The sequence below is a fragment of the Xanthomonas sp. XNM01 genome, assembly GCF_014851915.1.
GTDB lineage: Bacteria > Pseudomonadota > Gammaproteobacteria > Xanthomonadales > Xanthomonadaceae > Pseudoxanthomonas.
Genome location: NZ_JACVAP010000003.1, coordinates 44,390 through 56,833 on the forward strand (window position 1 = coordinate 44,390; position 12,444 = coordinate 56,833).

Sequence of the window (12,444 nt, forward strand, 5' to 3'; positions counted from 1 at the left end):
ACGCAACGGTACCCGCCCTGACGCGGCGCGATGCCGGCATCGACGTACGACATCGCGCCTGCATCGCAAGCCTCTATCCTCACGCCATGCGGCTTGACACTGCGGCACACGCTGCCGACCCTGCCTGACACCATTCGCGACCCCAGGCCCGTGATGCGCCATGCCTTCGCCCTGCCCCTGCTGCTGTTGCTGAGCGCGATGCCCTGCGTCCCCGCCCAGGCGACGTCTGCCACCGCCAGCACCACGCCGGTCCCGCCGCCACCGGCCTGGCTGCCCGCGCTGGATGCGCGTTACGCCAGCGAGCTGCGTGTGGCAGGACTGGAACGCCGCGATTTCGACCCCGAACACTGGTGGCGGATCGCCATGCCACTGCTCGAGACGCGCGAGGGCTTCAGCGTCGAGGAGATCGGCCGCAGCGTCGAGGACCGCCCGTTGCGCCACATCACCTGGGGCAACGGCAAAACCCGCGTGCTGTTGTGGTCGCAGATGCATGGCGACGAGGCGACCGCGTCGATGGCGCTGGCCGACCTGTTCCGTTTCCTCGGCGAGCATCCGCGCGATCCACTGGTGCGGCGCCTGCGCGAGCGCACCACGCTGCACATCATGCCGATCGTCAACCCGGACGGCACCGCGCGCTTCCAGCGCCGCAACGCGCAGGGCATCGACCTGAACCGCGACGCACGTGCGCTGGCCACACCCGAAGCACGCACGCTGAAGGCCCTGCACGACCGCGTGCAGCCGCGCTTCGGCTTCAACCTGCACGACCAGCGTGTCGGCTACCGCGCCGGCGATTCCGCGCGCGGCACCGCGATCGCGCTGCTGTCGCCACCGTACGACCACGCCAACACGATCAACGACGTGCGCACGCGTGCGATCGAGGTCGCCGGCGCGATCCGGATCGCGCTGGAGCCGCAACTGGCCGGCCACATCGCCCGCTGGGACGAGACCTTCGACCCGCGTGCGTTCGGCGACCTGACCACGCAGTGGGGCACGAGCACGGTGCTGATCGAAGCCGGCGGCATCGACGGTGATCTGGAGAAGCAGCAGCTGCGCCGGCTGTACTTCCTGGCCCTGGTCGCCGGCCTGGACAGCATCGCCAGCGGCAGCCATGCAGGCCTGCCCGCCGCGCTGTACCGCGACCTGCCGGAGAACGGCAAGGTCTGGCCCGACCTGCGCATCCTCGGCGGCACCCTGGCGGTGCCCGGCCAACCACAGCTGCGCGCCGACCTGCTGGTGAATTTCCGCGATCCGCTGAGCGAGCGCGGCGGCAGCATCAACGAAGTCGGCGACCTGGCCGACGCCAACGCACGCCGCACGATCGATGCGCACGGCCTGTTCGTCGTGCCACTGCCGCCTGCCGGCAACGCGGCATCGCGCCCACCGGCGCTGCTGCCCGGCGCGCCTGCACGCTTCGTGCTCAGCCGCGATCCCGAAGGCCGTGACGTGGTGTGGACGCTGGCCGGCGATGTCGACCCCGGGCACGTCCAGCCTGACGAGGACGAGGCAGGATCACAGAAGGAGTAGACACCGCTGCGGATCACCGCGCGTCGGATGACCCCGAGGACGCAACCCGATGACAGCGGCATCGCCGCCTCGCATCAGCGCCGGAACGCGTTCACAGTTGCCACCATCACCGAAGTCAGGATCACAACGCCCCGCACAGTGGACCGGCGGCGGCTGCCGCGGAAAGCACGGCAGGATGGCCTCGCGCACGCGTCCGGGCAGGACGCCCGGCCGCGGGAACAGCGGCAGTCACCCGGCGGACCGCTGCCCATCCGAAGCCGATGTCCCACCGACGGCCTGCATCCGTCCGAACAGTCGCATCGACACATCCCGCATCAACACCGCGACACGCGCACTGCATTCATTGCAGGCACCTTCACCAAAGCCACGATCAAAACGCCCCACGCAGTGGATCGGCGGGTGGCTGCCCGTACGAAGCCGACGCTTCATCACAACCGTCATCCGCGCCGACAACCGCGCGCCGATCCAAAAGCACACGCGACGCGCACCCCATCAGCGCCGCAACACGCCCTCAGCCGCCCGCATCCGCACCCCGCTCCAGCGCGCGTCGCACCTCGTCCAGCGCGTTGGGATCGTCCAGCGTCGACAGATCCCCCGGGTCGCGCTGCTCGGCCAGCGCCTGCAGCGAACGCCGCAGCAGCTTTCCCGAGCGCGTCTTCGGCAATGCACCAACCACATACACACGCGATGGCCGCGCGACCGGCCCCAGCTGTTCCGACACGGTCTGCAGCATCCCGCGCGCAGCCGCCGCGGCCTCATCGCCAGCCTGGCGCAGCGTGGCGAACACCACCGGCACCTGGCCTTTCACTTCATCGTGCACGCCGATCACCGCGGCCTCGGCCACCCCCGGATGGCTGGATACGGATTCCTCGATCTCGCGCGTGCCCAGACGATGCCCGGCAACGTTGATCACGTCATCGGTGCGACCGAGGATGAAGGTGTAGCCGTCGGCGTCGCGGATCGCCCAGTCCAGCGAGCTGTACAGCCTCTCCCTGAAGTGGCTGAAGTAGCTGGAGACGAAGCGCGCATCGTCGCCCCAGACCGTGCTCAGGCAGCCCGGCGGCAGCGGCGGCTGGATCGCCAGCACGCCCTTCTGCCCGGGGCCGACATCGGCGCCGGTGGTCTCGTCGATCACGCGCAGGTGGTAGCCGGGTGCGGGTAGCCCGGGCGAGCCAAGTTTCACGGGCTGCATCTCCAGCCCCGGCATCAGGGTCAGCACCGGCCAGCCGGTCTCGGTCTGCCAGTAGTTGTCGATCACCGTCTTGCCCAGTGCTTCGGTGATCCACTGCGCAGTCGGCTCGTCCAGCGGCTCGCCGGCGAGAAACAGGTACTGCAGTTTCGACAGGTCATGCCGCGTCAACCAGGCCGGATCCTGCTTCTTCAGCACCCGCACCGCGGTCGGCGACGAGAACATCGTGCGCACGCCGTAGCGCTCGCAGATCTTCCACCAGATGCCCGGATCGGGCGAAGTTGGCAGGCCTTCGTAAAGGATCGACGTCGCGCCCGCGATCAGCGGGCCGTAGACGTTGTACGAATGCCCGACCACCCAGCCGATGTCCGAAGTCGAGAACATCACCTGGCCCGGACGTACGTCGTAGATGGACCACATCGACAACGCCAGCGCGACCGCATAGCCGCCGACATCGCGCTGCACGCCCTTCGGCCGGCCGGTGGTGCCGGAGGTGTAGAGGATGTAGCTGGGCGCGTTCGATTCCAGCCACACCACCGGCACCTGCGCCTGCAGATGCGCCTCGCGCAGCGGGCCGTACAGGTGATCGCGCCCCGGCTGCAGTGCGACGTCGCCGGCCAGTCCGCGATCGATCACCAGCACATGGGCCGGTGGATGCGCCGCACGCGCCAGCGCGTCGTCGACCAGCGGCTTGAACGGAGTCACCTTGCCACCGCGGCTGCCGGCATCGGCGCAGACCAGTACCTTGGGCTTCGCGTCATCGATGCGTACCGCCAGGTTCTGCGCGGCGAATCCGCCGAACACCACCGAGTGGATCGCCCCGATGCGCGCGCAGGCCAGCATCGCGATCGCCGCATCCAGCGTATGCGGCATGTAGATCACCACGCGGTCGCCCTGACCCACGTCCAGCGACTGCAGCACCGATGCGAACGCATTCACCTCGCGATGCAGCTCGCGGTAGCTCAGTTCGCGCACGCTGCCGGTTTCGCTGGACCAGCCGACCAGCGCGAGCTGGTCGCCGCGCGCGTCCAGATGCCGGTCGACCGCGTTGTGGCACAGATTGGTCGTACCGCCGACGAACCACTTCCGGAACGGCGGATCGCTGTCGTCGAGGATCGTCTGCGGCGGCGTCTTCCAGTCGATCGCGGCGGCCTGCTCGGCCCAGAACGCCTCGGGCTGTTCGATCGAGCGACGATGGAACTCGGTGTACTGCATGGCGGCCCCCTCCTAGTGGCGTGCCGGGTCGAATCTAGACCCGCCAGGCCACGCGCGCCCTCAGACCTTGGTCGAAGCAGGCCCTGGGCCATCGCGCATCAGGCAGGAAGCAGGTGGACTGGCCACAGCCACGGCGCACCGGTATCGGCGCCGATCTCCCGCGCCGTGCGGGCCATGCTCCGCGCACGAAAAAGGCGGCCGAAGCCGCCTTGTCCGTCACGCGTGCGACAGGCCTGCGATTAGAGCAGATGCGACACGCCGGCGCGCTCTTCTTCCAGCTCGGCCAGGGTCTTGTCGATGGCCTTCTGGCTGAAGTCGTCGATCGGCAGGTCCTGGACGATGGTGTACTTGCCGTTCTCGGTGATCACCGGGAAGCCGAAGATCACGCCTTCCGGAATGCCGTAGGAACCATCGGACGGGATGCCCATCGTGGTCCACTTGCCGTTGCTGCCCAGCACCCAGTCGCGGATGTGGTCGATGGCCGCGTTGGCAGCCGAGGCAGCCGAGGACAGGCCGCGGGCCTCGATGATCGCCGCGCCGCGCTTGCCGACCTTCGGGATGAAGTCGTTGGCGTTCCAGTCGGCATCGTTGATCCGGTCCTTCAGCGACGCACCGGCGACGGTGGCGAAGCGGTAGTCCGGGTACATGGTCGGGCTGTGGTTGCCCCACACGATCAGCTTCTCGATGTCGCCCACGGCCACGCCGGCCTTGGTCGCCAGCTGGCTCAGCGCGCGGTTGTGGTCCAGGCGCAGCATGGCGGTGAAGTTGTTCGGATCCAGGTCCGGCGCCGACTTCATCGCGATGTAGGCGTTGGTGTTGGCCGGGTTGCCCACGACCAGCACCTTGACGTCGCGCGAGGCGACCTTGTTCAGCGCGGCGCCCTGGGCGGTGAAGATCTTCGCGTTCTCCAGCAGCAGGTCCTTGCGCTCCATGCCCGGGCCGCGCGGACGCGCGCCGACCAGCAGGGCCACGTCGGCGTCCTTGAAGGCCACTTCCGGGTCATCGGTGCCGACGATGCCGGCCACCAGCGGGAACGCGCAGTCCTCCAGTTCCATGATCACGCCCTTCAGCGCGGCCTGGGCCTTGTCGATCGGCAGCTCCAGCAGCTGCAGGATCACGGGCTGGTCCTTGCCGAGCATCTCGCCGGAAGCGATGCGGAACAGCAGGGCGTAGCCGATCTGGCCGGCGGCGCCGGTGACGGCAACTCGAACGGGGGTCTTCATCTGTGGAAGTGTCCTTCGCGGTGGATGACGGGTGGAACGTGGAGGGAACGCGGGGCCGGCGCAGGTTAATAGACGTCGTAACCCAGCGGACTAAGTCTTTGGTCCAAGGAGGCGGTGTCGTAGCCGCGGATCACGGCCTGGCCGACCACGGTGACCGGCACGCCACGCGCGCCGAGCGCGCGCATCGCACGGTCGCCATCCTCGGTCTCGACATCGAGCACGCGGTAACGTACGCCGGCGCGCTCGAAGTCGCCCTGCTGCTTGCGGCAGTAGCCGCACCACTCGGCGGCCAGCATCACGATGCCGGCATCGCCGGTGGCCTGGCGCGGGTCGTCCGGATGCAGCGGCGCCTGGCGGTCGTGCGACCACCAGGCCCAGGCGCCGCCGAGGGCGCCGATCAGCAGCAGGAGAGCGGGAATCCGCATGCGGTCACGGTGCGTGGGAGCCGGAAATGGTAGCACGCACCCTGTCCGGCCCCGGCCCGCATCAGGCGCTCAGGTGGCGGTTCCACTCGGCGACGCGGTCGGCCCTGGCGGCCAGTGCGGCCTCGGCATCGCCCTCGATCTTCACCGAGTTGATCTTGTCGCCCTGGGCGACGCTGTCGACCACGTCCAGGCCTTCGGTGACCTTGCCGAACACGGTGTGGCGGCCGTCCAGGTGCGGGGTGGCCACGTGGGTGATGAAGAACTGGCTGCCGTTGGTGTTCGGGCCGGCATTGGCCATGGACAGCACGCCGCGCTCATGGCGCACGCCGTTGTCGGTCTCGTCCTCGAACCGGTAGCCCGGGCCGCCGCGGCCGGAGCCTTCCGGGCAACCGCCCTGGATCATGAAATCGCCGATCACGCGGTGGAAGTTCAGGCCGTCGTAGAAGCCGCGCTGGGCCAGGTTGACGAAGTTGGCGACGGTCAGCGGCGCCTTGTCGGCCAGCAGATCGATCTTGATGGTGCCGCGGGAGGTGTCGAAGGTGGCGGTCAGGGACATGCGGAGTTCCTCTAGCAGGGGGACGGGCCGGAATGGCGGTGCCCGGTTGGGGTGGGCATGGAGGGTGGCGAATTCAAGCCCGCCCCGGCCGCTGGCGGCGGCGTCCGGAACGCTCCCTCGTTCAGCTTCGCCAGCGGTCACACCGTTGACGGGCAGACCGGATATAATAGCCGGCTTCCTTTCTTCCCTGCCCCGCGTGCGAACGGCGCGCCTATCGCCATGTCCATCGAAAAACTGCGCAATATCGCCATCGTCGCCCACGTCGACCATGGCAAGACCACCCTCGTCGACTGCCTGCTGAAGCAGTCCGGCACCCTGTCCGAGCGCACGGTGCTGGCCGAGCGCGTGATGGACAGCAACGACCAGGAAAAGGAACGTGGCATCACGATCCTGGCCAAGAACACGGCCATCACCTGGAACGGCAACCGCATCAACATCGTCGACACCCCGGGCCACGCCGACTTCGGTGGCGAGGTCGAGCGCGTGCTGTCGATGGTCGACACCGTGCTGATCCTGGTCGACGCGATGGACGGCCCGATGCCGCAGACACGCTTCGTCACCCAGAAGGCCTTCGCGATGGGCTTCAAGCCGATCGTGGTGGTCAACAAGATCGACCGCCCGGGCGCGCGTCCTGACTGGGTGATCGACCAGGTGTTCGACCTGTTCGACAAGCTCGGCGCGACCAACGAGCAGCTGGACTTCCCGATCGTCTACACCTCGGCGCTGAACGGCTACGCCTCGCTGGACGACAGCGTGCGCGACGGCGACATGACCGCACTGTACGAGGCGATCATGCAGCACGCGCCGAAGCCGGAAGTCGACCCGGATGGCCCGTTCCAGATGCGCATCAGCCAGCTGGACTACAACAACTTCGTCGGCGTGATCGGCATCGGCCGCATCCAGCGCGGCACGCTCAAGAAGAACATGCCGGTCGCGGTGATCGACCGCGAGGGCAAGAAGCGCCAGGGCAAGGTGCTGCAGGTGCTGGGCTTCCTGGGCCTGGAGCGGATCGAGCAGGATTCGGCCGAGGCCGGCGACATCGTCGCCATCTCCGGCATCCAGGAGCTGACCATCTCCGACACCGTCTGCGCGCTGGACACGCCCGAGGCGCTGCCGCCGCTGACCGTCGACGAGCCGACCATCTCGATGACCTTCCAGGTCAACAACTCGCCGTTCGCCGGCCACAAGGACCTGTCGGGCGGCAAGTTCCTGACCAGCCGCCAGTTGAAGGACCGCCTCGAGCGCGAGACCGTGCACAACGTCGCGCTGAAGGTCGAGCAGCTGGAGGACGCCGACAAGTTCCTGGTCTCCGGCCGCGGCGAGCTGCACCTGTCGGTGCTGATCGAGAACATGCGTCGCGAAGGCTACGAGCTGGCCGTGTCGCGTCCGGAAGTGATCATCAAGGAGATCGACGGCCAGCAGATGGAGCCGATCGAGCAGCTGGTGGTCGACGTGGAAGAAGTCCACCAGGGCGGCGTGATGGAGAAGCTGGGCACCCGCAAGGGCCAGCTGAAGAACATGGAGCCGGACGGCAAGGGCCGCGTGCGCCTGGAGTACCAGATCCCGGCGCGTGGCCTGATCGGCTTCCAGAACGAGTTCAAGACCCTGACCCAGGGTTCGGGCCTGCTGTTCCACGTGTTCGACCACTACGGCCCGAAGGAGCAGGGCGCGATCGCCAAGCGCATCAACGGCGTGATGATCGCCAATGCGCCGGGCGCCACGCCGGCCTACTCGCTGGGCCCGCTGCAGGAGCGCGGCAAGCTGTTCGCGGCCGAAGGCGACAACGTGTACGAAGGCCAGCTGGTCGGCATCCACTCCAAGGACAACGACCTGACCGTCAACGCGATCAAGACCAAGCCGCTGACCAACATGCGCGCGTCGGGCAAGGACGATGCGATCGCGCTGACCCCGGCGATCAAGTACTCGCTGGAGCAGGCCCTGGACTTCATCGAGGACGACGAGCTGGTCGAGATCACCCCGAAGGAGATCCGCCTGCGCAAGAAGTTCCTGACCGAAAGCGACCGCAAGCGCGCCTCGCGCGCCGGCTGATCCCGTCGCACGCGTGGCCGACGCGCCCTACAACCCGGATCCGCGTGCGCATCCGGGCCTGCACCTGATCGCCACGCTGGAGGCGGCCAAGGGCGCGTTGGCATTGCTGGCGGCAACCGGACTGGAGATCCTCGGTCCGTTGCCGCTGCAGCATGCGCTCGATCTGCTGATCGAGCGTTTCAGTCTGGATCCCGAGCACGGCGCGCTGCCGTCGCTGCTGCGGATGATCACGCCGGACGCCATCCACATCGCCGCCCTGGCGATGCTCGCCTACGGTGTACTGCATCTGGTCGAGGCCTGGGGCCTGTGGCGCGCGCGCGCCTGGGCGTCATGGCTGGGTTGCGTGTCCGCCTCGCTCTACCTGCCCTTCGACATCTACGCCATCGTCCGCCACCCGGGCTGGACCGCCTGGGCGGTGCTCGCGGTCAACCTGATCGTGGTCGGCGTGCTGGCCCGCGACCTGTTCCGCCGCCGGCCGGCCAACGGGCCGGACGCAGGCTGAGCAGCGTCGCGTTGCGCGGGCCGATGCGCATGGTTAGCCTGCCGGTGGTCCCACGGACATCGCCGATGCGTACGTTCCTGTCGCTGGCCGCCGCTGCCCTGCTCTGCGCCTGCCAGCCGTCTCCCGCCCCGCCCGACAGCACCGGGACATCGCCCCAGACGGCGCAGTTCCCCTACGGCGAGGCCGACATCGCCCAGCTGCAGGCCGCGATGGCCCGCGGCGAGACCAGCAGCCGGCACCTGGTGGACGCGTACCTGCAGCGCATCGAGACGCTGGACCGCAACGGCCCGCGGCTGGGCGCGATCATCGAACTCGATCCGCAGGCCGGCGCCGAAGCCGACGCACGCGACGCCGAACGCCGTGCCGGACGCCTGCGCGGGCCGCTGCACGGCATCCCGCTGCTGCTCAAGGACACCATCGACGCCACGCCGATGGCGACCAGCGCAGGGTCGCTGGCCCTGGCCGACTTCCGCCCGGCGCAGGATGCCTTTCTGGTCCGGCGGCTGCGCGAAGCCGGCGCGGTCGTCCTCGGCAAGACCAACCTCAGCGAATGGGCCAACTTCCGCTCCACCCGCTCGATCTCGGGCTGGAGTTCGCGCGGCGGGCAGACGCGCAATCCCTATGCGCTGGACCGCTCGCCGTGCGGATCGAGCTCGGGCACCGCGGTGGCCGTGGCGGCCAACCTGGCCACCGCCGGCATCGGCACCGAGACCGATGGCAGCATCCTGTGCCCGGCCGCGGTCAACGGCGTGGTCGGCTTCAAGCCCACGGTCGGCCTGGTCAGCCGCGATGGCATCCTGCCGATCTCGCACAGCCAGGACACGGCTGGGCCGATGGCGCGCAGCGTCGCCGATGCGGCGCTGCTGCTGTCGGCCATCGCCGGGCGCGATCCCGCCGATCCGGCCACCGCCGACGGCAGCAGCCTGCTCGCGCCGGACTACGCCGAGCGCCTGCGCGCCGACGCGCTGCGCGGCGTGCGCATCGGCGTGCTGCGCGAGGCGACCGGGATTTCACCGGAGGTGGCCGCCGCCACCGGGCAGGCGATCGCCACGCTGCGAGCGGCCGGCGCCACCGTCGTCGACGCCGCCATCCCCACCGCCGGGCAGTGGGAAGACGACGAGCGCGAGCTCCTGCTGTTCGAGTTCAAGGCCGGCCTGGAGCGCTATCTGCAGCAGCGCGGCGCGCCACTGACCACCCTGGCGGCGCTGATCGAGTACAACCGCGCGCATGCCGCGCAGACGATGCCGTTGTTCGGCCAGGAGCTGTTCGAGGAAGCGGCCGCACGCGGCGGCCTCAACGATCCCGGCTACATCGCCGCACGCATGCGCGCGCGCCGCCTGGCGGGTCCGGAAGGCATCGATGCGGCGCTGCGCGCGCAGCGCCTGGACGTGCTGGTCGCACCGACCACCGGCGTGGCCTGGCGGATCGACCCGGCCCACGGCGACCGGTTCCCCGGTGCCGGTTACGGCGCCGCCGCGGTGGCCGGCTATCCGGCGCTGACGGTACCGATGGGTCAGGCCGGAGGACTGCCGCTGGGCCTGAGCTTCATCGGCACGGCCTGGAACGACGCGCGCGTGCTGCAGTACGGCTACGCCTACGAGCAGCTCACCCAGGCGCGCCGCCCGCCGCCGCTGCCGGCGATGCCGGCCACCACCGTCGACTGAGCCCGCTCAACCGGCCGCAGCGGGGGGCAGCTCGGGATCGACGTCCTCGGCGCGCGGGGAACTGGGAATCTCCGGACGCGGCTGGCGCGCGGACGGCGTCCTCGCCTGTTCGGCCTGTTCGATCTCCGCGCGCAGCCGCGGCAACGCGTAGGGATGCTGACGGGTGAGGAAATCGATCATCCGCTCGCGCACGATGCAGCGCAGGTCGAATGCCTCGCCCGAGTTGCGGGCGCTGACCAGCAGGCGCACCTGGATCGTGGTCTCGGCCGTCTCGGTCACCTGGGTCACGCAGACCCGGCCATCCCACAGCGGCTCCTCGCGGCAGATCCGCTCCAGCTCGGCACGCAGCGCCGGCAGCGGCGTGCGGTAGTCCAGCCACAGGAAGGCGGTGCCCAGCATCTGCGCGCTGGTCCGCGTCCAGTTCTGGAACGGGTTCTCGATGAACCAGGTCAGCGGCACCACCATGCGGCGCTCGTCCCAGATGCGGACCACCACGTAGGTGCTGGTGACCTCCTCGATCCTCCCCCACTCGCCTTCGACGATCACCACGTCGTCGAGCCGGATCGGCTGCGCCAGCGCGATCTGCAGACCCGCGATCAGGTTGCCGAACACCGGCTTGGCCGCGATGCCGGCCACCAGGCCGACGATGCCGGCCGACGCCAGCAGGGTGGCGCCGATCTGGCGCACCGCCGGGAAGGTCATCAGCGCCAGCGCGATGCCCAGCAGGATCACCGCCCCCATCACCACCCGGCTCAGCACCCGGGTCTGGGTCTGGATGCGCCGCGCGTGCAGGTTGTCGGCGATCTCCATCGGATTGCGGCGCAGGATCGAGGCCTCGACCGCGCCGACCACGCGCACCAGCAGCCAGGTCAGGCAGCCGAACAGGGCCAGGCGCAGCACGTGGATCCACATCGCCAGCGTGCTCTCCTCCATCGGCACGGCCTGCAGCGCCGGCATCAGGAACAGCAGCGGCAGCGCGAACGACAGCGGCACGATCACCACGCGCAGCACGCGCGCATGGGTGGCATCGCGGTCGCGCATCCGGCGCGACACCCGCTGCAGCACCAGATGCACCACCAGCCCCAGCAGCAGGGCCGCGCCTATCGGAAGGAACCAGGTTTCCAGCAGCGCCGAGTCGAACCGGATATCCCGCATGCCCGCATCACCTCCATCGAAGACCGATGGCGATGCAGTATGCGCAGGCGCATGTGTAGGCAATCTGGTGGCCGCGCGTGACTGCTGTCACTGCACGCGTGCGGATCATGCATGCCGGTGCGGAACGCGCGCGGCCACGCCGGCTGCCGCGAGGCGTTCCACGACTTGGCGCTACATGCGCTCGGCGAGCACCAGCGGCGCCTCCGGGAGCGTCGCTGGTTGAGGGGGAACGGCGACGCCGCCGAAGAGATCGAATCGCTCCTGCGCCAGCGCATCCCGCCGCCCGAAGCCATAGGCCGCGAGTGGCTGATTGGGGGCCAGCACCGTTTCCAGGCAGCACGCCACCGTCGCAAACGTGTCCGCCCGGATCAGCGCAAACACCAGGTCACCTTCGGACCATCCATCGTCGCCGCGGCGATTCAGCTGCGGCACGCTGCCGTGCGCGTACTTGTGCAGCCACTTGGCAGCGCCTCCCGGCTTCCACCCCTCCACGATCATGCTGATCGGCGGAAACACGGGCACGAGCGATTTCGCCATTTCACCCAGCGGCGGGACGTCCACGACGGGATTGTCCGCTGCGTCCATCGGCAGGGCGGCTACCTGCTCATTGCTGGCCACATAGACCAACCAGTCGCCCGTTGCAGCAGCCTCGAGAATGGGCCGAAGCAGCGCAGCAGCGGCGCCGAACTCGCGGGCGAGGACGAGGCGAACCGTGGCGGAGTGATGCTCCTGCGCCAGGTCGATCGCGGCGCGGGCCAGCTCGACCCGCCTGGTGTCGGACCGATCAGCAGGCAGGAGCGATCCGAACGTGTCGTTCTGGCGGCGCGACGCGCCACACCGCTGTTCGACGACCGCGAAGGCTTCAGGGGTCACGACCCGCTCCTGTCTGGCCATGGTGGCGGGCACTGCGCCGCTTCGCCCGGCGGATCCGGCGGGTACGCG

General features: G+C 69.2%; 9 protein-coding genes and 1 pseudogene. 4 read left to right on the forward strand and 6 right to left on the reverse strand.

Features of this window, described 5'->3' with window-relative positions; all coding sequences use genetic code 11:
- Positions 1-153: 153 nt before the first annotated feature.
- Positions 154-1,524, forward strand: a complete 1,371-nt coding sequence (locus IB242_RS11475) for a M14 family zinc carboxypeptidase (RefSeq protein ID WP_225540587.1) — start codon at positions 154-156, stop codon at positions 1,522-1,524.
- A 511-nt stretch (positions 1,525-2,035) separates the two neighbouring features.
- Here IB242_RS11475 and prpE read toward each other — a convergent pair.
- The 4 genes from prpE to IB242_RS11495 all read right to left on the reverse strand — a co-directional run bounded on the left by prpE (position 2,036) and on the right by IB242_RS11495 (position 6,132).
- Positions 2,036-3,928, reverse strand: a complete 1,893-nt coding sequence (gene prpE, locus IB242_RS11480; RefSeq protein ID WP_192279391.1) for a propionate--CoA ligase — start codon at positions 3,926-3,928, stop codon at positions 2,036-2,038.
- A 239-nt stretch (positions 3,929-4,167) separates the two neighbouring features.
- The gene (locus tag IB242_RS11485; protein WP_192279394.1) at positions 4,168-5,151 is read right to left on the reverse strand and encodes a malate dehydrogenase; all 984 of its coding nucleotides are present in this window, start codon (positions 5,149-5,151) and stop codon (positions 4,168-4,170) included.
- 65 nt (positions 5,152-5,216) lie between these two features.
- Complete coding sequence (locus IB242_RS11490) at positions 5,217-5,576, reverse strand: glutaredoxin domain-containing protein (protein WP_192279396.1); 360 nt, start codon at positions 5,574-5,576, stop codon at positions 5,217-5,219.
- A gap of 61 nt (positions 5,577-5,637) precedes the next feature.
- The gene (locus tag IB242_RS11495; RefSeq protein WP_192279398.1) at positions 5,638-6,132 is read right to left on the reverse strand and encodes a peptidylprolyl isomerase; all 495 of its coding nucleotides are present in this window, start codon (positions 6,130-6,132) and stop codon (positions 5,638-5,640) included.
- A gap of 219 nt (positions 6,133-6,351) precedes the next feature.
- Here IB242_RS11495 and typA point away from each other — a divergent pair, with 219 nt between their 5' ends.
- From typA to IB242_RS11510, 3 genes are all read left to right on the forward strand, one after another.
- Positions 6,352-8,181, forward strand: a complete 1,830-nt coding sequence (typA, locus tag IB242_RS11500) for a translational GTPase TypA (RefSeq protein WP_192279399.1) — start codon at positions 6,352-6,354, stop codon at positions 8,179-8,181.
- Positions 8,182-8,194: 13 nt separating this feature from the next.
- Positions 8,195-8,683, forward strand: coding sequence for a DUF2127 domain-containing protein (locus tag IB242_RS11505; protein ID WP_192279401.1), 489 nt, complete (start codon positions 8,195-8,197; stop codon positions 8,681-8,683).
- A 65-nt stretch (positions 8,684-8,748) separates the two neighbouring features.
- Positions 8,749-10,347, forward strand: a complete 1,599-nt coding sequence (locus tag IB242_RS11510; protein WP_192279403.1) for an amidase — start codon at positions 8,749-8,751, stop codon at positions 10,345-10,347.
- Between the two features lie 90 nt (positions 10,348-10,437).
- Here the strand turns inward: IB242_RS11510 and IB242_RS11515 are convergent.
- Positions 10,438-11,502: pseudogene (locus IB242_RS11515) on the reverse strand (mechanosensitive ion channel domain-containing protein); the annotation flags it as partial.
- 171 nt (positions 11,503-11,673) lie between these two features.
- Complete coding sequence (locus tag IB242_RS11520; RefSeq protein WP_192279407.1) at positions 11,674-12,375, reverse strand: hypothetical protein; 702 nt, start codon at positions 12,373-12,375, stop codon at positions 11,674-11,676.
- Positions 12,376-12,444 lie beyond the last annotated feature (69 nt).